Raw genomic sequence first — 21,765 nt, 5'->3', positions numbered from 1 at the left:
CCAGTATGGTGAATTTTGCTTATGCGTTGCCGTACGTTCCTCCGGCGCCACCAGCCCCGCCATGGCAGGCGCAGGACTTGTCGTGGCGGGGGTGGGATGGGTCTGAGTGGGAGCTGACTAACCCGAAGTCTGGCCTGTTCCTTATGCCGGGTGTGCGCGGTTTGCACCTGCCTGACTTTGAGCGGCAGTCAACGAAGTCTCCCATGGTTGCTGGGTCGCGTCATCGTGGCACATCTACGAATGATCGGGAGTGCTTCTGGCCGCTGTTCCTCTATTCGGACACTGGTTCTGATGAGTTCATGGCCCGTGATTCGGCATTTTGGCGGAGTCTCGATCCTGACTTTGAGGGCACTTGGACTAGCCACATTCCAGGTGGCGGCCGGCGCACTCTGAACCTTCGCCTTGTGAGCTCTGATGATGAGACTTTGCATGACTCGGTGTATCGGGGTTGGGCAAAGTATGGGGTGACCCTGCTTGCTGATCAGCCTTATTGGTTGGGTGAGACGGTCAGGAATTCGTGGGCGCAGGGTGACTTGCGGAACTACTACGTCACCGCAGAAGACCGCATCACTTACGGGTACGCCGATGATGTCATTCATTACCTGTCCGCTGGTGGCAGTTTGGGCAGCGCTAAGTTCTCTAACGATGGAGATGTGCCCACCTATCCGATCTGGACGGTGGTTGGCCCTACGACGGCGGTCTCTGTCGGTGTTGAGGGTTCCAATATCGCGGTTCCCTTCGACATCGCCGGGGGGTACGCGGTGCAGATCGACACGGACCCGATCAACGGCCAGGTGCTCTGGTACGGCGAATGGGACGGCAGCAAGATCACCGACCCCGTAGACCGAACCAGCGACCTTGACCCTGAATCAAAGTTCGTTGCTATTCCTCGCGGCCAGAATCGCGCCCTGACAATCACAATGACCGGCCAAGGCGCGGTCATTGCGGAAGTTCGCAATAAGTATTGGAGGGCCCGCTAATGGCTAACGAGACACCGTATTCAATCGTGGTCTACCAGGGCTGGACGTTCAAGGGCTGGGTGGGCAACCCGATCGATTTGAAGCCAACTCCACGGCACAACATGAAGCCCACGGCGACGTTCGCGATTGATTCCGATCACCTGCGCGCCGCGGATCTCATGGCCCCGGGTGCGCGGGTCATGATCTACCGCCATGGCGAGTTTCAAATGTCCGGCCCGGTGCGACTCGCTACCGGCGATTTCAACATGGCATCGGTGCTGACATTCAACGTCGAGGGTGACTTTCGCATCCTGCATAACTGGCTGGCATGGCCGAAACCAACGGCGCCACTGACCGGGCAGAACGTGGAGTATCGGACGATCACCGGCCCGGCCGAGACGGTAGTCAAGACGGTCATGGCCGAGGCTGCTACACGCCTTGGCTACCCGCTGACCATTGCCCCTGACCTTGGCCGTGGCGCCGTGGGAACGTACACCTTCCGCTTCCATCCCACCTATGACCGGCTGTTTCCCGCAGTCGATCAGGCAGGCATTGGCGTAACTGTTCGACAGGACGGTGACGGGCTTCTGCTGGATTGCTACACACCCCGCGACTACCCACACATTCTTAGCCCTGCATCCGGAACCGTAATTGGTGGCACATACTCACTCGCCGCGCCAACAGCCACCCGCGTAGTCGTCGGTGGACAGGGCGAGGGAGTTGCGCGCACCTTCAAGGGCTTCTCAGATGGGGCCCGTGAATCCGAGTGGGTGGACATCATCGAGGTGTTCCAAGATGCTCGCGATTCTTCTGTTGGTGACGTGTACGCCGAACGTGCGGCCGAGGCACTGGGCGACGGGGCGCCCATGTCGGGCCTGTCCTTGGAGCTCTCCGAGACGCCGCACTTCCGTTATGGCGGTGATGGGCTGCGGATCGGGGACAGGGTGACTGCCCGAATCAATGGCCAACTATTCACGGATACCCTGCGCGAGGTGCAGCTGTCTTGGAACAAAGACGGCGACCTTGCCACCCCAATCATCGGCGAGCGCACGGACGATCCCGACGTGAAGCTTGCTAAACGAATCCGCGATTTGAAGCGCGACAACATGGATAGGATGGCCCGCTAATGGTTTTGGTGAGCAAGTTTTATGACGGCCCGGTGACTGAGACTGACCGGGCAACCAATCGTGCTGGCGCCGCGGACTATGGCGTTATTGGTGAGGGTGATTTCATGGTTGCCACACACCCGTCCATTCCCTATGCGTTGAACGTTGCTGCCGGGAAGGCTCACGGTTACGGTGTGTCGGATACGGCTGAGACGACGCAGACGGTCCAGTGCTCCACGCTTGCTAGCGGGACTCGTTGGGATCTGATTGTGGTGCGCCGTAACTGGCAACCCTTGCTTGGTGGACCGTCAACGCTCGTTGCTATTCAGGGTGGCTCGACAACCCCGAACATTGAGACGCTACGAACCAAGGGCCCCGGTGTTGAGGACGATCAGCCGCTTGCTTTGGTCAAGTGGGTTGGTGGTGTCAATACTCCTTCCCAGATCATTGACCTGCGTTGCTGGGCTGGTAATGGCGGCATGGTTGCGGCTGATGTTCTGGCCTTGAATTACTTGGCTCGCCCGGGTGCTGATGTGATGATCGGCTCCACCCCGTGGCGGTTTGCGCAGGGGCCGAATGGGACGTGGGCATGGTCGGCGCCGTACTCGATTGGTGCTGATGTTATTGCTGTTAGCGCCCCGGATACTGGTTGGGCGTATGGGGTTCGGTTGTCTCGTACTTTGTCTGTGGATGGCAAGGAAGCGCAGATCGTTATGAGCCTCCTTGTCGTTCGCATCTCTGGCCCGGCGTTCACTATTGAGGCCGCTTCTGAGCGAAATCTGGTAACTGGCACGCTCATCCCGGCTGGGTGGCGGCCTGCTGATGCATCCGTGTTCGGTGCTGGCGTGGTTTCTGGCCCGTCATGGGGTGGCGTAGGCATCTGCGTCAACCTCGCTGGCACTGTGACAGTCCGTTCAACGGGCGGCAACACACCAATTTCTAACGGGTCTCGCATCACGGCAACCATCGCATGGAAGCTTCCCGTCTCTTGACCTTTCTGTCTCAACTTCTTTAGGAGGCTTCAATGCCAGCACCTTATACCTTCACGCAGATGTTTGCGGTTGACCCGAACAACTCAGAAAATGTTGCCAAGGGTGGGACGATTCTTCTCTACGCTCCGGGCGACCCGACCAAGACTCCGGTGACGATCACTGATATTAGCGGTTCCTTGACGATTGCTAACCCGGTGGCGATTAACGCCAATGGGTTTGGCCCGGCGTTCAGGCATGCCACGTTGGACCAGGTCGCGTGGGATGGTGGCGGTTTCACTGGCACTTTCGAGTCGTACCGGGGCATGAAGGATGCTGCTGAGTCGTCGGCTGCTGCTGCGAATGCTTCGGCGGGTGCCGCAGATGCGTCGGCTGGTGCTGCTGCGCTGGCAGCTACGAACGCTGCTGGGGAGGTCGCTGAGACTCTTGCGGGCGTGGCTGCCGACGCGGACGCATCGAGAGTTGCCGCGCAGACAGCGGCTACAAATGCCGCTAACGCTGTGGCTGAACAACTCGCATCCACGGTGGCCCAGGCCGAAGCCGCCAAGGCTGCGGCACAGGCAGCGGCAGGTCTTGTTGGTGCGCCGGCAGGGTCAGCGGTAATCGCTGCAATCGGTCCGGGGGGAGCTGCGGAAGTCGTCCTAACCGCCGCCATCGTAGACGGTGTTGCCCTCGATCGACCGTCCGAAGGTCAGGGTCTCAAGAAGTCCGCCGATGGGGCAACCAAGACCATTGCGCTAACGGGGCACTCGTTGTTGTACGGGCAGGACGTTAGCGCATCAGGAACCACCCCCGCCACGAACGGTGCCACCCAAGCCCGCTCATCCACGCCAACCACCGTGGCCTTCGAATCCCAAGCAACACTGAATAACCCGTCTGCGGTCAGTGTCATAAACCAGTCCTACCCCGGAGACCAGACCAAGCAAGCCCTCACGCGATGGGTAGCGGGGCAATCGGGTGACGTAGAGTTGTTCTGGCTCGACACCAACGACGCCATGGACTACGGGAACCGGGGCGGAATCCTTACGGACGCCCAAACCTTGGCTAACTTTCGTGCCCTCATCGACCGAGCCAACGCCCGCGGTGCTGAGGTTATTGTTGTTGGCGGTTCGCCGGTAACCACCACTGCACACGCACGAAGGATCTTCGCCGCGGCCGCCGCGGACCGAGCAACCGCACTGCGGTACGGGGCACGGTACGTCGATATCGCTGAGCTCGTGCAGGGTCTCCCTGAATTGGACGCCTATTGGACTGATGGCATTCACGGGACCCCGGCCTTTTATGGAACAGTCGGACGCCGACTGGCCGCACTAACCGGCCCCAAGGGTGCTTACCCAATCCGTGTAGCACCAGGAATGAAATACGTTGCACGGCAGCGCGCACATGTAGGCGGTACGCACTCCACGCTGACGGGATCAGCCACGGGCCAAACCATTGCTGTCATTGCTGGGCAGACTCTGACCCTAGCAATTGATGTACAAGCTCCTGTAACGCCTGTACTCAAGTTGTACATGTACCGGGCGGAAGAAGGATTCGGAACCTTCGAAATCATTTACAACGGCGGGGCGCTGGGCAAGGCCACGAAGCGGGTAACACTAACCGCGCCACCAACAGCATCTGGCAATCATTGGGCCTACGTTCCACTGCACGAATACCGTGGATTGGGGCCGGACAACATCACGATTACGTGCACCGCTGGCCGAATCGAAATTGACGCCATTACTTTCGTTGCAGTACGCCCCTCACAGCCTGCCGCAATTAGCCAGAAGTACAAGGCACTGGCACTGCATCCAGTCGGTGGAGTGGCCAACCGGTTCTCCCTCACCGGATCGGATGCCATGATTGACACACTCTCAGGCGTCAGCTTGCGTGATGGTGCAACAAAGATCCCTGCACGGTGGATGTTCGAGGCCACGCTGGGAACAGGTGCGGACGGTCCGATGCTCGCACAATCCGTCTCGGACAATAGCGCTCTGATCCGGTATGGGTACCTGGCCCTACGCAATGGCGCAAACCTAATCTTGCGAACATTCGATTCGGCAACGAGCATCGTAGATCAGGTAATCACTGGCGTATTTCCCGCCACAGGAACTGTCCGAACCATGATTGAGATCGACTACGATGCCACGACCAATGCGCTAAAGGTCTACATCGATGGAACGCTCAAGGGCCAATTCACTGACACCGCGGCCACGTGGCTCATGGCTGGACTTCACGCGGCCACCGGTCAGGCCTATTGTGCTGCCACTGGATCCGTGTACAGCGACGCGGCCTAGATGAGGGCTTCGGCCTGATCTAGGATCGCGTGATCTTCTGAACAGAAGACTGCACCGGAGTACATGACGCCCGCGCCCGGCTGAACTACTTCGGTGCAGTTATCTACGGCTCCCGATGCTTTGCCATAGCGGCACTCGCGAGGATTGCGTGTCTCATTGTCGGCTGTAGCTTCGGTGAACCATGCGCGTAGCCGGTAGATCGGCGGTATTTTCCCCATGGCGGAAGCATAGCAGCCAAGTGCTAAGGGGCCGATAAGACCGGTATCTTCCCCATCTCCAATGGCCCACCTCGGGCCCTTTTTTATGCCCGAAAGGGGCTCACATGCAATCACCTTTGAAGGCCACGGAATGACCGGGCACTGGCCAACCGGACCGTCCCAGGAGGGCTAAATGTGGACCCCCAGATTGTGGAAACTCTCAAGGCCGTCGTTGGGCCTGTCCTTAGCGGTGGAGGCGTCCTTGGCTTCTACCTCTTGTACCGGAAGTTCGAAGCAGAGATGCGGGAGTCTCTTCGCGAGGACAACAAAACCCTCCGCGAGGAACGCGACCAACTCCGGAAAGACCTCAAGGAAGCCGAAGCGGAACGCCGAACCCGAGACGAGGAAAGTGCCGTATGAATGACTCCACTGGAAATCACGCACGGCCTTTCCCGCCTAGGTGGTTGGCGATCCTGTTCTGGTGCATCATCCTCATCGGGGTGATGCTGACCGTCGGCCTCCAGCTCAAAGCCCAGTCCGACACCCGCACAGCTCAGGCCAACTCTCAAACGCTTTCCGCGGACATCATTCGCATTTGCGACACAAGCGGCACGCTGCTCGTTGACGACAGGGACGTGTGCGAAAAGGCTACGCAGGTTCAGGAGGACCCCTCGCAGGCGATCCCCGGGCCTAAGGGTGATCCCGGCAAGGACGGCCTCGACGGTGAAGATGGGGCGGACTCCACCGTCCCAGGCCCCAGCGGTCCGGCAGGCAAGGACGGAAAAGATTCAACCGTTCCCGGTGCCGCGGGTACCGATGGTCAATCCATACAAGGCCAACCAGGCAACGCGGGTGAGCCAGGCGTTCCCGGCCCAGCTGGACCGGCAGGTAAGGACGGCGCACCGGGAGCCACGGGGGCGACCGGAACGACTGGCGCCAACGGGCGCGGGGTTGCTGACGTCCAGTGTGTGGGTGACGGTGATGAGTCCTATTGGCAGATCACCTACACAGACGGCACCACCGACCACTCATCCGGTCCCTGCAAAGTCGAATCAAAGCCCGAATCAACAGCAGAACCAACCCCCTAAGGAGGGCGCATGGTCAATCTTCTAATCCCCTACGCAGGGCCGAATGGTGGCCTCACAGTTCTTGCCTCGAAGCTGCGCAAGGTCTACGGCAACCCGGCGCGCACTTACGAATTCGTGACCGGCTACAAGTCAGCAGGGAATGTCTCCGGCCACAACGCCGACGCGAACGGGCAAGCCCACGCCATGGACATCTTTGTCGGGCCCGGCAACCTGACCGAAGCGCAGGGCATCGACCTTGCCGAACGGCTCCGAGCCGAGGGCAAGCGCGGCTCAATCCCCGGCCATCCTGACCGGCTCGCCTACATCATCCATCGTGGCCGAATCGCAGGCGACCACACCGGCTGGGAGTGGGTCGCCTACACCGGAACTGACTGGCACGGCGACCACATCCACGTCTCAGCCGTCTTCGACTACTACTGGGGCGACGCTGTGGCCGGCAACCCCGCCGACTACAACAGCCCCGCCGACTGGGATCTCTGGGAATCAGAATTCCAGCCCGCCAACCCGCAGTCCGGGAACATCACACCAATCAAGGAAGAAGGCTTTCTCATGGCACTGACAGATAAGCAGCAAGAAGATATTTACGCGGAACTCTGCACGCCATGGGGCCGCGGTGACCGAGTGAAGCGTGTTGTCGATGAGGTCATGAGCCGACCCATGACTAGTGCCGGCGCCATGAAGGGCCGGAAGACTTCACTCGGGCTGATGATTGCCTGGAACGATGACCATGTCATTCAAGTTCTCGCGGCCGTCGCAGCAGCAGCGGCATCTGATGGTGCGACGGTGGACCAGATCAAGGACGCCGTGAAGGCTTCCATTGCTGAGTCTGTCGTGAAGGTGGACGTAACTGTGGCTGGCGGTGACAAGTGACCGGCCGGCGGGTGGCAGTGTCCACACAGGAACAGTACCCATGGAAAGCTGTGGCGCGGACAGTGTTGCAGCTCGTGATCGGCCTCGCAGTCGCCGCCCCACTCGTGGTCGCAGCGATCACAGGCGACTCGGCAGAAGCAGCAGGAGGCGCACTGGCCGTCTTCCTTGGCGTGTCCGCAGCAATCACCCGACTCATGGCCGTCCCGTACGTCAACGAGCTCCTGCAGCGCGTTGGGCTGGGTGCTGAGCCGAAGCCCAAGACCGATGTAGCGGAACCCAACCTGACGGACACTTACCACCTCGCAACCCGCGACGACGCATAACAATGGCGGCACCCCTCACCGGGTGCCGCCATTTTTTGTTGCCCGAAATCAGCCGAGATTCGAGACGGCGTAGTCAGCTTCTTCGGCGGTGTACTTGTCTCCGGCCTCACTAGTCAACTGCTCGCGAATACCTTCGGGAGACATTGACATCATGTCCTGGTAGTTCTTTGCAGACTTCAGAGCGTTCGCATTCCAGTCTGCCTTGATGGTGTCAACGGCATACTGTCCGGCCTCCGGAGAGAACTTGTCACCAGCATCGCTGGTCAGTTGTGCCAATAGGCCAGCCTTGCTCATCGGCATGATTTTGTTGTAGTTCTCGGCACTCTTTAGTGCTGACTTGTATTCACTCGGAACATCGTCAGCTTTCTTTTCTTCCGCGGCTGGCGCGTCGGGTGCCTTCGTTTCTGAGCTTGCAGCCTTGCTAGAGTCTGCGGTGTCCGTGGCGGCTGAGCAGCCGGTGAGCGCAAGCGCCGCGGCGATGGCCAGAGCCGTGATGATCTTCTTCATTTGTTCCCCATAAAGTGGTGCCAGTGTATGAAATTGCAGTCTATATGCAGGGTGTGACATCGCACTATTATGTCGGCACTAGTCGAGTGAGTCAGCAGCGTTGGCGTCTGCGTCGATCCGCAGATGTCCATATGTTCCCACCGTTGTGGTGATCGACTCATGCCCTAGCCGATCTTGGATAACCACCAGATCGTTGCCTTGCTCTATCAGCATCGACGCGTGCGTGTGCCTCAAATCGTGCGGGGTAGGGCGTGAGTGCAGCTTCTTCTTCTTGCCATCGCTTGTATCCATTAGTGATTCGACGGCGGGATTCCAGACGATGCGCCCAAAGTAGGAACTCGTTATGTGCGTCCCAGTCGATGGAACTTTGAACACCAGCTCGTCATCCGCAATATCCTCCGCCCATGGCAGGAAGCGCTCTGCCGCCTTTGAGCCAAGTGTTATGGTCCGCGTTCCCTTGGAGGTCTTTGGAGCGCCTAGTGGTTGCCCTAGATCCTTCCCAGCGTGCCGCTTCCATGCCTCACGAACTCTAATTTGCACACGTCCCCTGTAGTGGCTGACGTTGCGTCCATGTAGCGCCGTAACCTCACCGAAGCGCATTCCGGTATAGGCAATGAGATCCACCATCCGCTTATAAACCTCGTCGGGCATGGCATCTACCAAGTCGGAGACTTCTTGTTTCGTCAAGAACACCGGGTCCTTGGTCCTCTTGGTGGACTTTGGAGTGCGGATGCCCTCAGCAACGTTGCTTGTTATGCGGGGATCTGATGACCGAAGTTCAGTTCTTAGGGCCGCTGATAGTAGGGCATGAACGTTCTTCTTCGTCTTGGGTGCGCGCTCCATGGCGTCAAACCAATCCCTGACAGCCTTGACGGTGAGCTTATCTATGGGTGTCCCGCCGAGTCCTGCTTGAGGGAAATAGATGGGGACCATGCCCCTGTATGTCCCCTTCGTTCCAGGCTCTACGTCGCCGCCCAGTTGGTCGATGTGTCGGCTGATAATTTCAGCAACGTTGGGGGATTTGGATTTCTTGATGCCCTTCGCCTTGTTGGCAAGAGTGTGGCTGTTGCGGTTCGCAGTGAGAAACTCAGCGAGTTCTTCAGCCTTTTCCTCCACCGGGTAGGTCTTGGATTTATGGCCCTTGATCGGGTCTCGCCACAGGACCGTCCACGTGTGCGTCCCGTCCCTTAGTGTGTTCACTCTTATGCTTGCCACCGAATGCCTCCTTGAGCATGAATCAACAAAACCGGCGTCTGAGTCAACACCGATCGTTCGGGGCAAAGAAAAACCCCGTAGATCAAAGGATCTACGGGGTTACTCTACGCGGTGACGGTGGGATTTGAACCCACGTCAGGCTCTCACCTGAACAACATTTCGAGTGTTGCACCTTCGGCCGCTCGGACACGTCACCAACGCGTCAACCTTACCGGCTCAAAGCCCAACATCAAAAATGAGCCAAGACGCCCGTTCATGAATAGGGCAGGATGAGCACATGGACAGTGCAACGCAACGTGCCTGGAGCTGGCACAAACAAGGCCTGGACGGCTCGCTTTCGGGCAACAACGCCGCGGAGGTGTTCGCCAAAGCGGGGTGGGCACGATCGGTGGGCGGCGCCAATCCGTACCTCACGCTGTTCTCCAGGGCAGGCATCCGGCGCGAACAGGCCGACGCCGATGTGGCCGCCCTGCGCATCCATGAACTTCCGACGGCGCGGGGCTGCACCTATGTGCTGGGAGCAGGCGACTTCGCCTGGGCGCTGAAGCTTGGCCAAGGGGCAGCCGAGGCGACCGTGAAGATTCTGGACAAGCTCGGCGTCGAACGCGGCGAGGTCACGGAGCTGACTGACAAGACACTGCAGGTTCTCCAGGATGCGGGTCAGCCCCTGGATCCCAAGCAGCTCAAGGATCAGCTGGGCGATGCCGTGCACAGTCTGGGGGAGGAAGGCAAGAAGAAGGGCGCCTCCACAACTCTCCCTACGGTCCTTGGACTGTTGCAAGCCGACGGCAGGATACGCCGTGTGCCCGTCAACGGGAGGATGGACCAGCAGCGCTACGCCTACACCATGTGGGGTCTGAGCCCGGCTGCGGAAACAGCGGATCAGTCCCGCGCGAAGCTGATGGAGAAGTATCTGGGCTGGACGGGTGGCGCCACGCTCAACCAAACCCAATGGTTCACGGCCTTCACGGTTGCCCAAACCAAGGCCGCGCTCGCAGCCGCGGGGGCCGTGGAATCCCCGGACTCCGACACTCCCGGCTTGTGGATGCTTCCTGCGGATGCGGAAGAATCAGCCAACTTCGTAGCCCCAAAGGACGAGCAAATCCAGTTGCTCGCGGGCACCGACTCCCTCTTCCTGCTGCGCCGCAACGCCGCCAATCACTTTGCCGAGGATGATCGGGACCGCCAGCTGCTCAGCGCCAAGCTCGCGCTCCAGGCCGATTTGCCGGATCACCCCATCGTTGATCGCGGCCGCATCATCGGCCTGTGGCAGTACGATCCCGGGCACGAGCGCATTGCCCATTGGCTCTTCGACGCCCCGACAAAGGCCGTGACAAAGCGGATCGCGGAGGTTGAGGACTTCATTCGCGAGGATCTGGGTGATTTTCGGTCGTTCAGCCTCGATTCTCCTGCGAGCCGGCAAAAGCGAATCGACGCCATCAACGACGCCAACAAGTAAAGGTGGCCCGCATGCGATGGCTGAGAACTACTGCGGCGGCAGGCACAATCTTGCTTGCCGCAGCCGGGGTGGTCTCGTGTTCGCAGTTTCCCGCGTCGCAGGCGTGCTTCCCGCCGCCGTTTTCCTTGAGTCAGGACACCGCCAGCGCCGGCGGGAGCCTCTCGATCAGTGCCGAAGACGCCACATGCGATCCCCGATACGGCGATGGTGCCCAGATCCAGGTGGAAGTGATGGACGCTTCCGGAGCCACGATCGTCACGGAACTCGCTCCCATGAACGACGCCGGCGGGTTCAGTATCATGCTTGACCTCCCGGCCACTGCCGTCCCCGGCCCAGGAATGGTGAGCGCTTATCCGCACAACCTGGATTGGTGTGATGACACCGGGCGGAACAACCGCGTGGGCCTCGCAGCAGGAACGGGCATCGAACGTGTCTCTTGTGTCATGCCATCGGCGCCGTTGACCATCACACCCAAGCTCTAGCGGTGGTTGCCGAAAAAGTCCTTGAGCAGCGCCGCGCACTCCTCTTCGCGAACTCCCGGAAATACTTCAACCCAGTGATTTAGCCGGCGCTCGCGCAACACATCAAAGACCGACCCGGCCGCGCCCGCCTTTTCATCCCACGCACCGAAAACGACGCGCGGAATTCTCGCCAGCACGATCGCCCCGGCACACATGGTGCACGGCTCAAGCGTCACGACCAGCGTGCAATCGGACAGCCGCCATTCGCCCAATTTTGCGGCAGCCTCACGGATCGCGACAATCTCCGCGTGCGCCGTCGGATCCCCATGCGCTTCACGTTCGTTGCGGCCCAAACCAAGGATCTCCCCGGACGGTCCAATGACGACGGCGCCAATCGGCACATCCGCCGTCAATAAGGCGCGCTGTGCTTCCGAGAGTGCAAGGCCCATCCATTGGGCGTGAAGTGCCGTGGTGGTGGTCTCGAATCGCGGGATTTTAGGGGAATTGGGCACGGCTCAATGGTAGCTTTTATTTATGCGCGTATTCGTTGCGGATCATCCGCTTATTGCCCACAAATTGACCGTTCTGCGGGACAAGAACACTCCGTCCCCCATTTTTCGTCAGCTGACCGAAGAACTGGTCACGTTGTTGGCCTATGAAGCAACCCGCCAAGTGCGTGTGGAACCGGTCAACATCGAAACCCCCGTTACCAGCGCCATTGGCACCGGACTGGTCAAGCCCACGCCTTTGGTCGTGCCGATTCTGCGCGCCGGGCTCGGCATGCTCGAGGGCATGACCCGCCTCCTGCCCACCGCCGAAGTCGGCTTTCTGGGCATGGCACGCAACGAGGAAACCCTCGAGGCCATCACCTACGCCGAGCGCCTTCCGGAGGACCTCACGGGCCGTCAGGTCTACGTGCTCGATCCCATGTTGGCCACCGGTGGAACCTTGATCGAGGCCTTCAAGTTCCTCTTTGATCGCGGCGCCGCGGACATCACCTGCATCTGCCTGCTTGCCGCGCCGGAGGGTCTGGCCAAGCTCGAAGCCGCTCACGGCGACCGCGACAACGTTCACGTTGTCCTGGCCTCCATCGATGAGGGCCTCGACGAGAACTCCTACATTGTTCCGGGCCTGGGCGACGCCGGCGACCGCCTCTACGGCGTCGTGGACTAAAGAATTTAGCCAATGACACCGATTCCGCTTTACGACACCGATATCCCGGTGTCGTAAAGCGGAATCGGTGTCATTTTTCGTTGCGAAGGGGTTTAGAGGCTGCGCAACGGTGTCCAGCCGACGGGCCGGGGCCCCTTGATGGAGGCGCGTGTTTTGTCCGCATCGGCTGACCAGCCCTGCGCGGACAAGGTGCCAGTAACTCCAACTGCTCCGCGGGCAACCCGGAATCCCACATCTTCCAGAAGTGCATCGGGGGCGCTGCCCCGGCGGACCGAGGCGCGTGCGCTCCAGTGGGGATCGTCCCAGCCGGCTCCGCGCAAACTCCTGTAGTCGCCGTAGCGGGCAGTGTCCGCATAATCCCAGCACCACTCCCAAACGTTGCCGATCATGTCGAAGAGGCCGAAGTCATTCGCCAACTTACCGGCAACGAGCTGCGGCCCCGCGACAGCATCCGCCGCCGTCCAGGCAATGTCCGCCAACGGTCCGTAGACCGGGGTGGTTGTTCCTGCCCTGGCAGCCCACTCCCACTCGGACTCGGTGGGAAGCCGGTAACCGTCGGCACCAACATCCCAATGAACTTCACGTCCATCTACGGCATAGGCCGGCGGGAAGCCAGCCATCCCTGACGCTGCGTTGCACCAATCGATGGCGTCAAACCAGGTGAGGGGATGCATAGGCAGGCGAGGCAGTGAAGGTGGAGTCCCGGCGTCGTCCATTACTGCGGACCAATCAGCCCGGGTGAGTTGGATCCGGCCCAGAGAAAACGGGCGCAACATGACATCGCGGGTGGTTGCCGAACGGGCGTCGCGCATGGCGATGGTGCCGCCGGGGATGGGAACCAGGCCCAGATATTCCTGCCGATCCATGCCCCTCCTTGAAAGTTAGTACCAGTTCACAGCATTTGAGTGCGCCCACGCGCCGCATGGTGTGGAGTATGTGTCCGTGATGTAGTTCAAGCCCCACTTGATTTGGGTCTCGTAATTGGTGAGATAGTCAGCGCCAACGCTGGCCATCTTCTCAGCTGGCAGCGACTGCACGATCCCGTAAGCTCCGCCGTCGGGATTCATTGCAGTGGTGCGCCAGTTGGATTCCCGTTCCCATAGTTGGGTCAGGCAACTCATTTCGCCGGCGCCCCAGCCGCGGGCGCTCACTTGTGTCGCGGCGTACGCTTTTGCTGCTGCGGGGTCATCCACAGCAACTGCCGGGACAGGTGTTGGTGACGGGGCCACCGGTGTTACCTCAGCGGCCGCGGGCAAGACATCGGAACCGAGCGCCGCAGCGCTCGGTGTTGCCGAGGCACTGGGCGATGCGCTTGCCGAGGCTTTCGAGGTGACGGATAGGCCGGGGAAGCTGATGGTGGCGTTGTCCGAGGCTGAAATGGACTCAGGTGCTGCCGAAGTTTCGGCGGATGAAACCATGCTCGCCAGGGTCGGGTCCACGGTGTGGTTTACCTGCTGGGCAATTGCGCCTGCGGCTACCAATCCGCCAACAACTGCTACGGCGGCCATGCACTTGGCGGTCTTGGTGACCGGGGATGTTGCGGCACCGGCGGCATGGGTTCCCATGCGGGCGGTGCGGGCGAAGCTCAGCCCAAAAAGCGACTGGCGGCGTACTTGTTCTGCGCGGCGTCTGCCGCGCTGCGGTGCAGCGGTCATGATTTTATTGCCTCTCTACGCCTGCGAGGTGAGCTGTCGGGAACGGACTAGAGAATCCGGTCAACGCCAGATCGGCAGTGGATTCCACTGCTCGGCTGCGTCGGCTTAACCCCAAGGGCTTCCATGCGGAAGGGCCCGTAAAGATTGGGTCCCCCGTCTCTGCCATGGGGTGTGTAGGGAGATGGTCGGCGGCAGAGCTCGGCGAACCGTCCATCGGTGCCAAAAACCGTTAATGGTAGGCGGGCACTCTAGTCAGAATAACTGAAGCATTTCCTTATGTCACATTTTGGTAACAACCTTTGTACCAAGTGACGAGACGGGTATTTACTTAGCATTGCTAACGATCTAGGCTTAGCTTCAGACGATACGAAACTCTTGATGTAGATAGCGCAGCGACCATGACCGAAACTTTCCCCCCAGACTCAGCCTCGAAAAAATCTCCGCCAAGTACGACGCCGGACCCCGGCCTGTGTGGCCCGGGTCCCCTTGCGCCGGAAGGCCCGGCGCCGGACCGCGTGGCGCCAGTGCGAAAGTCCACGCGGGGGATCGGCGCAGGACCACTGGCCGCGGAACTGCGGGTGGCCGTCATGCGCACCTCACGCAGACTTCGCGCCGAAGCAGCCTCACGAGAGATCAGCCCCGGCCAGTATTCGGTCTTGGCCGCACTCATGAACGGGCCAAGGACCGTGGGCCAGCTCGCGGCGCGGGAACAGATTCAGGCGCCGTCCATGACCCGGATTGTCAACGGGCTGGCGGACGCGGCGTTCGTTGCTCGAGAAGAGAACCCGCAGGACAAACGCCAGGTCTTGGTCCGCATCACCGATTCGGGATCGGCCGCTCTCTTGCGGGCCCGTTCCAAACGGACGGAATGGCTGGCACGCCGCGTTGCTGCCCTAACGCCCCAGCAACGCGCCACGCTGCACGAGGCGGCCCTCATTTTGCAGGAGATGAGTGCCTAGATGAATTCAATGTTCCGGGCGCTGAAGGTATTCAATTACCGACTCTGGGTGACGGGTGCGCTGGTCTCCAATATCGGCACCTGGATGCAGCGTGTCGCTCAGGACTGGCTGGTGCTGACCGTCCTGACCAATCATTCAGGCACGGCCGCCGGCATCACCACGGGTCTGCAATTCCTGCCGATCATCTTCCTCGGACCCTACGCGGGGCTGCTCGGTGACCGGGTCAACAAGCGCAAATTGCTGCTGATTACACAGGCAGCCATGGGTTTTTGTGCGCTTTTGTTGGGAATTTTAGTAGTCACAGGGTCTGTACAACTGTGGCATGTTTATGCTCTGGCGCTTCTGCTGGGTGTGGCAAGCGCTTTTGACGCTCCGTCCCGGCAGGCATTTGTCTCGGAAGTGGTCGGCAAGGCCGATGTTCCCAACGCCGTCGCTCTGAATAGCGCATCATTCAATCTGGCCCGTCTAGCCGGCCCTGGTGTGGCAGGTCTTGTCATTGCCCTGGTGGGAACCGGTCCAGCCTTCTTGATCAACGCCGCCAGCTTTGTGGCCGCGATTTTCTCTCTCTGGAGAATGCGCGTCAATGAACTTCTTCCTCCCGTTCGGGTCCCACGCGCCAAGGGCCAGATTCGGGAAGGGCTGCGCTACATCCGCCAGCGTCCCGATCTGCTGATGATTATGATCCTGGTGTTTGTGGTTGGCACATTTGGCATGAATTTCCAGATCACCAACGCGCTCATGGCCACGACTGTCTTCAACCTGGGGCCGGGGGAGTACGGCTTGCTGGGTTCGGTCATGGCCATCGGCACACTGGCCGCTGCCCTTCTGGCGGCCAAGCGAAAAAACATGCGAATGCTCTACATTGTGGGCGGCGCCTTGGCCTTCGGCGTCACTGTGGCCGTCGCAGCGATCATGCCCAGCTATTTTTGGTACGCGGTGGCGTTGGTACCCGTAGGGTTGGCGTCCCTGACGTTCATGAACGCGTGCAACACCACCGTGCAGCTGACCACCGATGCGACCATGCGTGGACGGGTGCTCGCCGTTTACATGGTTGTCCTGCAGGGCGGGACACCCATCGGTGCGCCGCTGGTGGGGTGGATTGCTACTGAGTTTGGCGCCAGATGGTCGCTCGGTTTGGGAGCAGTAGTTGCTGTCGTGGCCGGATTTACCGCGCTCATCTTGATGAACCGGCGCAACCATGTCCGGCTGCGCGATCAGATCCGAGATCTACGTCCGTCGTTTATGGTGCCGGGTTTGCGGCGCGAGGTGAATTAGGTGGATGTGGTCGAAAGGGCCGATTACGTCATGCGCATAACGTAAACAGCTGTTGCCTTAGCGTCAAACTCTGGGAGTACGCTGAGTTCCCGAGTCGAGTTGCCGAGGGCATCATAAGCGTGCTTTTTGTGTGAATGAACTATTTTCTTTCAAAACGACTATTCATAGAATTTATGGCAACTTTTGGCGTCACATAGCTCATTTAGTTTGACGCATTACGTCATTTGCTCGTCAATTGAGAGCAAAATGACAAAGTGTCGTTCGTCACAAATTAGTACACAATCCCACAATGTGGACGTTTTGAGCCTATGTTACTTGCAAGTTCGCTTTGTTACGTAGCACACTGGCTACGTGAACACCCACTCAGTGAATCCTGCAGCCGCAGCAGCTGTCCGCCTCGGAACCACCGGACGGTTTATCTGTGGTTGTCGAATGCAGGCCTAACGCACAACCCTGGACGCCACGCACGGCAAATTAGTGGCGGCTCCAGTCTTGGCCCATGGGCCCGCCCCGACGGTAGGGGCATAAATAGTTCTGGAACCTCAGGACTCATGGAAGCATTCGCGCCGTTGAGTACGGCCATACACTTAGGTAGTTCAATGTCAGTAGCATCCGGATACGTCCACATCTCAGTCCGCAACGCCGCCAGGGCAGTTGCCCGCAACGCAGGCCCCTCGGCCCGCACCTCCCACGTCGATGCCCCCGGCTACGGCAACAGCTACCGCCCGGAGGCAGTAGCTCCTGCTGCCCGCTTGCGTGCCGTTCCCGCGAGTGAGATCAACCCCATGACCGCACCCACCCCCGTCATTGCCGGTGCCGACAAATTGCGCGGCGTCAGCCCCGACAATGTGGCCCGGGGCTTTGTTCTGTACGTAGGCGTGGACGAGGACACGGCTGCTGCTGCCGGCACCTCGCTGGCCAAGCTGGCGCAGGACATCAGGGCCTACGCCCAGTCCCTCGTGCCGCAGGCCCAGAGCTACGCGGCCGTGGCCATTGCACCGTCGGACGCTGTTGGCACCGCGCTGGACGTGGTGCGTTCCACCTTCGGCGATCCCACCGTGGCCGCCCGCCCCCGTCAGGAAACCGTCCGTGTGGCAGCCGTGGATCAGCGCCCCACCGGCGTGCTGATCGATCTGGCTCGCCGCGAAGTTCACCTCGACGGCGACACCCTGAACCTGACGTTCAAGGAGTTCGAGCTGCTGAACTACCTGGTGGAAAACGGCACCCGCACCGTGGGTCGCGACGAACTTCTTGAAAGTCTCTGGAGCAACGCGGACGAGGTCCCCAACGAGCGCACCATCGACGTCCACATCCGCCGCCTGCGCTCGAAGTTGGGCCGCCTGGCCAATACGGTGCGCACCGTCCGTGGCGAAGGTTACCGCTTCTACGAGCACCCCGAAGTGGTTGTCTGGGCCGCCCCGGAATACTCCATCTAATCCCCGTCGGCACCCTAGCCTCGTACCTCGGCCAGGGAACCCTGCCGGCGTGGGCCCACCCACGCCCTCCCGCACCTCGCAAGCCCGGTGTGGGGCCCTCGGGCACGCGGCCCCTGTCGGCACCGGAGTAGTTATGCCACGTTCGACGGCGGATCGCCCACCTCAGTTGGGCGATCCGCCGTCGCACTGCTTTAAACCTCACTAAACTGTGGGAATGAGCGAACACCACATTAAACGGCTGATCCTGATGCGCCACGCCAAGGCGGCCTTCCCGCTGGGAGTGGACGACCACGACAGGCCGCTGGCCCAGCGCGGCCACACCGAGGCGCCACTGGCCGGCAAATGGCTCGTGGACAATGGCGTGGTGCCGGACTTTATCCTTTGTTCCTCGGCGCTGCGAACCCGCCAGACGTGCACGTGGGTGTGCCAACAGCTCGGCGATAAAGCGCCCACGCCCAAGCTGGAATCGGGGCTTTACGCGGCGGGGGCAACGTCCATGCTCTCGGTCATCAATCACGTGCCGGAAACCGTCAACACGCTCATGGTGATCAGCCACATGCCAGGTGTTCAATCCTTGGCACTGCGGTTGGCGTCACGGGATTCGGACCAGGACGCTTACATGGACCTGGCGTCCGGATTCCCCACAAGTGCCTTCGCGGTGTTGGAACATAGCGGCGACTGGGCATCCCTTGACGGACAGGATGCCCAGCTAAACAGTTTTGTGGTGCCGCGCTAACCTGCGAGCGCTTAGGACTCGATCTCTGGCATGAGCGCCTTCAAGGTCCACGTCTTCTTCTTGGACACTGCGGCCCAGGCGAACAGCAAACCAAGGATGGTGTAGCCCAGCAGGCCGAGCACAATGGGCAACAGCGGTGCTAGATCGGCACCGTAAATCAGGTGTCGCATACCCTCCACCACATGCCCCATGGGCAGGATCTGGTGCATGATGTGCAGTGGCTCCGGTGTGGTCTGCCACGGGAATGTTCCGCCGGAGGACACCAGCTGGAGCACCAGCAGGATCAGCACCACAAACTTGCCTGGCGTCCCCATGAGGGCCACGATTCCCTGGATCAAGGCTGTGAAAGCCATGGAGGCCAACAGGAGCAGGCCCAGCGTCAGCCACGGATGGCTGGGCTCCAGTCCAAGCCCAAAGTGCACCACCGCATACAGCACAATGGCCTGCACCGTGGCAACGGTGGCAAAGGGAATCCAGCCGCCCACGGCGATCTTCCACGCCGGTGCGTTGGATGCCAGGGCCCGTACGGTGAGCGGGCGCATGACCTGCACCAGCATGAACGCACCAATCCACAGTGCGAGCACCAGGAAGAACGGCGCCAGTCCCGAGCCGTAGTTGGCAGCCTTGGCCTGGGACACCGAATCCACGCGGATGGGATCGGCAATGACTCCCGCGGCATTCTGCTTGTCCTTGTCATTGGGATCCGGGACGGAACCTGCACCGCTGCGCAATTGCTTGGACAGCTCTGCGGCGCCCGTGGAGAGCTTGCTTGAACCGTCCTTGAGATCGCCTGCTCCGGTGTCCAGCTTCGTTGCGCCGGCGGCCAGTTGATTGGCCCCATCCAGGGCCGATTCCTGTCCGTCGGCCAGTGTTCCGGCACCCGTGGTCAGCTCCCCGGCCCCGGCATGCGCCTGGCCAATCGCGGCGGTGAGGGTGGGCGTGGCACCTGCCAGCTTCTGCGCTCCCGCGGCAACTGCGGCCGAACCGTCCGCTAGCTTTTGAACAGCGGCGGCATCAGTGGCCAGCTTGCCCTTGAGTTCGGTAATGCTGGGGCTCGCGGCATCCTTGGCCAGCGCTGCGCTAATCTTTCCGGCCTGTTCAGATGTGAGGGTTCCATCAGTCACAAGGGACCCAAGTTTGTCCGAGATGGCCGCCGTAGCGGCATCATCGAGCTTGTCGGCCGATCCGATCGCCTCTTGGACCTTCGCATTCAGGGCCGCGTTGCCGTCGGAAACCGCAGTGGCGCCGTCGGATAGCTGCTTGGTGTCATCAGGCAAGGTGGCCGTCTGCGTTTCCAGCTGCCCCAACCCCTTGTTGAGGGCGGCAGCACCAGCCTGCAACTTTTTGGCGCCCGTGACCAGCTGAGTCTGCCCGGCCACCAGATCATTGGTGCCGGTTACCAGATCTCCCGTACCGGTTTTCAACGTCCCCACCCCACCATCCAGGGTGGCGGCGCCATCGGCCAACTGTTGGGCGCCGTCGGCCGCCTTTACGAGCTGGGCGTGAATGGTGCCATAGCCGGTCAGCAGCGAGTTGGCGGTTTGCTCACCCACCTGTTGCGCCACCGATTCGTGGACCTGCGTGGTCACCTTGTCCACAATGGAAGTCAGCAGGTAGTTGTTGGCGTCGCTGGTGGTCACGCTCATCATGGCCTGCGTGGCCGAATCAAAGTTCTCGGGTGAGGCCAGATTGGCCGAAAAATCCTTGGGGATGGTCAGGGCAAAGGCAAATTGCCCGTCCCGGACGCCGTCGCTGGCTTCCTCGGGGTGTCTACGACCTGCCAATCGAACTTGTGGCCGTCTATGAGGGTTTGGGCTACTTCCTCACCAACCTTCAGCTCCTTGCCGTCCTTGGTGAGCGCACCCTCGTCCTGAACAACGACGGCGGCCTGCAGCTGATCGAGGTTGCCGTACGGATCCCAGTTGGCATAGAGATACACGGCGCCGTACAGCAAGGGGACCATGACCATGGCCACGATGGTCAGCTTAGGCAGGATGCCGCCTGTCATGCGTTTGAGCTCGGACATGGCCAGCCTGAAGACGGTCATCGGGTTTCCTCTTCCTGCTGTGACGGGACCTGTTCGGTTCCGGGTGCACTGATTGTTTCGTCTACCTCGTCAGCTTCGCCTGCTGCGGAGATGCCGTGTTCTTGCGCCTCAACAACAAGCGCGGGGAGTTCGGAGGTTTCGGTGGCGTCGTCCTGAGCGCCTAGCCCAGCCTCGTCGCCGTCGCCTGGGTCATCACCAGCGCCGCCGGGATCGGGCGAAGGTGGGAGATCGGCGCGGTCCGCGTGTGTCAGCAGCGCATTGCCAGCCACGTCCACGGCACCGTCCCATTCATCGGGGATGCGGCCCACGACGCCCACCACCACGAGTGGGCGGAGCGGAGTGCTCGCGTTGACTTCCTCGCCGCGGCCCAGGGTGCCGGCGGCAAGCTGTTCAAGGAGGGGCAGCCAGGCTGAAGTGTCTGCCGTGTGGCGGTCGGGCGAATCAACCACCACCAGGTCAACATCCCGGTTGGCGAGGGCCAACTCCAGCTGCAGATGGAGCAGCCGGGTGGGCTCCAATGCTTCGATCCATTCATCGAGAATGTCGCGAAAACCATGTTTGACCAGCCATGCCGTGGGGCGGGTGCGATCCCGAAATTTGTACGGGACCAGGGCCAAGTCCTCTGATGCCAGGGATTTGACCGTGAGGTGGTTCTCCGGAGCATTGACCTCCGGCGCATCGATGATGGCGCTGCGGCGGCGTAAACCTGCCAGCGACGCGTCGTGGCCGATCGACACGGTTCCGGCCGAGGGCTTCATTCGTCCGGTCAGGGCCAGCGCCAAAGCGGTGCGGCGTTCCTGTCCATCGGCCTGAATTAGTAGGACTTCGGAACGGCGGGCTTCAACGGTGGTGGCGGGCAGCAAGGTGTGGTGCCGACCATCGATGTGGAGCTGGTTGGTGGTGAGCATTGACGTTCCTTCATCCGGAGGGGCTGCCATAAAATACCAAGAACTGACCGGTCAGTACAAGTAAACATGAGGTGAATCACGTTCCACTTTTCCACATGGGCGAGTTGAACCCAAGGGTGCCCCGCA

The 21,765-nt window shown here is 60.7% G+C and carries 22 protein-coding genes, 1 tRNA gene, 1 pseudogene and 1 riboswitch; of the genes and pseudogenes, 15 read left to right on the top strand and 9 right to left on the bottom strand.

The window, feature by feature from the left end; translation table 11 throughout:
* Positions 1-5: 5 nt before the first annotated feature.
* From BLV41_RS13125 to BLV41_RS13110, 4 genes are read left to right on the top strand one after another with little or no spacing between them, the layout of a single operon-like run.
* Positions 6-980: a phage tail family protein gene (locus tag BLV41_RS13125; protein WP_139244322.1), complete on the top strand. Its 975-nt coding sequence runs from the start codon at positions 6-8 to the stop codon at positions 978-980.
* Positions 980-2,086 carry a Gp37-like protein gene (locus BLV41_RS13120; protein ID WP_074711960.1) on the top strand — a complete coding sequence of 369 codons (1,107 nt, stop codon included), beginning with the start codon at positions 980-982 and terminating at the stop codon, positions 2,084-2,086. The genes BLV41_RS13125 and BLV41_RS13120 overlap by 1 nt, the downstream gene beginning before the upstream one ends.
* Entirely contained in the window at positions 2,086-3,057 is a 972-nt protein-coding gene (locus BLV41_RS13115; RefSeq protein ID WP_074711958.1) for a hypothetical protein, read from the top strand. The genes BLV41_RS13120 and BLV41_RS13115 overlap by 1 nt, the downstream gene beginning before the upstream one ends.
* A 32-nt stretch (positions 3,058-3,089) precedes the next feature.
* A complete protein-coding gene (locus tag BLV41_RS13110; protein ID WP_074711956.1) occupies positions 3,090-5,330 on the top strand; it encodes an SGNH/GDSL hydrolase family protein in 2,241 nt (746 codons plus the stop codon).
* Here BLV41_RS13110 and BLV41_RS21705 read toward each other — a convergent pair.
* Positions 5,327-5,548 (bottom strand): hypothetical protein, encoded by a 222-nt coding sequence (locus tag BLV41_RS21705; RefSeq protein ID WP_139244321.1) that lies wholly within the window; start codon positions 5,546-5,548, stop codon positions 5,327-5,329. The two genes, BLV41_RS13110 and BLV41_RS21705, sit on opposite strands and share 4 nt — an antisense overlap.
* Positions 5,549-5,722: 174 nt before the next feature.
* Here BLV41_RS21705 and BLV41_RS13105 point away from each other — a divergent pair, with 174 nt between their 5' ends.
* From BLV41_RS13105 to BLV41_RS13090, 4 genes are read left to right on the top strand one after another with little or no spacing between them, the layout of a single operon-like run.
* The gene (locus BLV41_RS13105) at positions 5,723-5,947 is read left to right on the top strand and encodes a hypothetical protein (RefSeq protein WP_074711954.1); all 225 of its coding nucleotides are present in this window, start codon (positions 5,723-5,725) and stop codon (positions 5,945-5,947) included.
* Positions 5,944-6,615, top strand: coding sequence for a collagen-like protein (locus tag BLV41_RS13100; RefSeq protein ID WP_074711953.1), 672 nt, complete (start codon positions 5,944-5,946; stop codon positions 6,613-6,615). Before BLV41_RS13105 ends, BLV41_RS13100 begins: the two co-directional genes overlap by 4 nt.
* Positions 6,616-6,624: 9 nt before the next feature.
* Entirely contained in the window at positions 6,625-7,485 is an 861-nt protein-coding gene (locus tag BLV41_RS13095; RefSeq protein ID WP_074711952.1) for a hypothetical protein, read from the top strand.
* A gap of 17 nt (positions 7,486-7,502) precedes the next feature.
* Positions 7,503-7,808 carry a hypothetical protein gene (locus tag BLV41_RS13090; protein WP_211481631.1) on the top strand — a complete coding sequence of 102 codons (306 nt, stop codon included), beginning with the start codon at positions 7,503-7,505 and terminating at the stop codon, positions 7,806-7,808.
* Between the two features lie 48 nt (positions 7,809-7,856).
* Here the strand turns inward: BLV41_RS13090 and BLV41_RS13085 are convergent, their stop codons facing one another.
* The 3 genes from BLV41_RS13085 to BLV41_RS13075 all read right to left on the bottom strand — a co-directional run bounded on the left by BLV41_RS13085 (position 7,857) and on the right by BLV41_RS13075 (position 9,726).
* Positions 7,857-8,315: an Ltp family lipoprotein gene (locus BLV41_RS13085; RefSeq protein ID WP_074711950.1), complete on the bottom strand. Its 459-nt coding sequence runs from the start codon at positions 8,313-8,315 to the stop codon at positions 7,857-7,859.
* Positions 8,316-8,393: 78 nt separating this feature from the next.
* A complete protein-coding gene (locus BLV41_RS13080) occupies positions 8,394-9,530 on the bottom strand; it encodes a tyrosine-type recombinase/integrase (protein WP_074711949.1) in 1,137 nt (378 codons plus the stop codon).
* Positions 9,531-9,639: 109 nt separating this feature from the next.
* A tRNA-Ser gene (locus BLV41_RS13075) sits at positions 9,640-9,726 on the bottom strand.
* A gap of 81 nt (positions 9,727-9,807) precedes the next feature.
* Here BLV41_RS13075 and BLV41_RS13070 point away from each other — a divergent pair.
* Positions 9,808-10,989, top strand: a complete 1,182-nt coding sequence (locus BLV41_RS13070) for a DNA glycosylase AlkZ-like family protein (RefSeq protein ID WP_074711948.1) — start codon at positions 9,808-9,810, stop codon at positions 10,987-10,989.
* An 11-nt stretch (positions 10,990-11,000) separates the two neighbouring features.
* Positions 11,001-11,471, top strand: a complete 471-nt coding sequence (locus BLV41_RS13065; RefSeq protein WP_244516900.1) for a hypothetical protein — start codon at positions 11,001-11,003, stop codon at positions 11,469-11,471.
* Here the strand turns inward: BLV41_RS13065 and tadA are convergent.
* Positions 11,468-11,962: a tRNA adenosine(34) deaminase TadA gene (gene tadA, locus BLV41_RS13060; protein ID WP_280138617.1), complete on the bottom strand. Its 495-nt coding sequence runs from the start codon at positions 11,960-11,962 to the stop codon at positions 11,468-11,470. The two genes, BLV41_RS13065 and tadA, sit on opposite strands and share 4 nt — an antisense overlap.
* A 22-nt stretch (positions 11,963-11,984) precedes the next feature.
* Between tadA and upp the strand changes: the two genes are divergently transcribed.
* Positions 11,985-12,623, top strand: a complete 639-nt coding sequence (gene upp, locus BLV41_RS13055; RefSeq protein ID WP_044575719.1) for a uracil phosphoribosyltransferase — start codon at positions 11,985-11,987, stop codon at positions 12,621-12,623.
* Positions 12,624-12,715: 92 nt separating this feature from the next.
* Here upp and BLV41_RS13050 read toward each other — a convergent pair whose 3' ends face one another.
* Complete coding sequence (locus BLV41_RS13050) at positions 12,716-13,489, bottom strand: formylglycine-generating enzyme family protein (protein ID WP_074711947.1); 774 nt, start codon at positions 13,487-13,489, stop codon at positions 12,716-12,718.
* 15 nt (positions 13,490-13,504) lie between these two features.
* Positions 13,505-14,278: an aggregation-promoting factor C-terminal-like domain-containing protein gene (locus BLV41_RS22310; RefSeq protein WP_074711946.1), complete on the bottom strand. Its 774-nt coding sequence runs from the start codon at positions 14,276-14,278 to the stop codon at positions 13,505-13,507.
* Positions 14,279-14,282: 4 nt separating this feature from the next.
* A riboswitch (cyclic di-AMP (ydaO/yuaA leader) is annotated at positions 14,283-14,479 on the bottom strand.
* Between the two features lie 323 nt (positions 14,480-14,802).
* On the opposite strand from BLV41_RS22310, the gene BLV41_RS13040 reads away from it, so the two are divergent.
* From BLV41_RS13040 to BLV41_RS13025, 4 genes are all read left to right on the top strand, one after another.
* Complete coding sequence (locus tag BLV41_RS13040; protein WP_244516898.1) at positions 14,803-15,237, top strand: MarR family winged helix-turn-helix transcriptional regulator; 435 nt, start codon at positions 14,803-14,805, stop codon at positions 15,235-15,237.
* Positions 15,238-16,512, top strand: a complete 1,275-nt coding sequence (locus BLV41_RS13035) for an MFS transporter (RefSeq protein ID WP_074711944.1) — start codon at positions 15,238-15,240, stop codon at positions 16,510-16,512.
* Between the two features lie 599 nt (positions 16,513-17,111).
* Complete coding sequence (locus BLV41_RS13030) at positions 17,112-17,948, top strand: winged helix-turn-helix domain-containing protein (protein WP_074711943.1); 837 nt, start codon at positions 17,112-17,114, stop codon at positions 17,946-17,948.
* A 214-nt stretch (positions 17,949-18,162) separates the two neighbouring features.
* Positions 18,163-18,684 carry a SixA phosphatase family protein gene (locus tag BLV41_RS13025; protein WP_044575705.1) on the top strand — a complete coding sequence of 174 codons (522 nt, stop codon included), beginning with the start codon at positions 18,163-18,165 and terminating at the stop codon, positions 18,682-18,684.
* Between the two features lie 11 nt (positions 18,685-18,695).
* Here BLV41_RS13025 and BLV41_RS13020 read toward each other — a convergent pair.
* Positions 18,696-20,731 (bottom strand): annotated as a pseudogene (locus tag BLV41_RS13020) (YhgE/Pip family protein).
* Positions 20,728-21,639, bottom strand: coding sequence for a hypothetical protein (locus tag BLV41_RS13015; protein ID WP_074711942.1), 912 nt, complete (start codon positions 21,637-21,639; stop codon positions 20,728-20,730). The pseudogene BLV41_RS13020 and the gene BLV41_RS13015 overlap by 4 nt, the downstream one beginning before the upstream one ends.
* Between the last annotated feature and the right edge of the window lie 126 nt (positions 21,640-21,765).

The organism is Arthrobacter alpinus (assembly GCF_900105965.1).
GTDB classification, from domain to species: Bacteria; Actinomycetota; Actinomycetes; order Actinomycetales; family Micrococcaceae; genus Specibacter; species Specibacter alpinus.
This window is presented reverse-complemented; position numbering and strand designations above follow the sequence as displayed.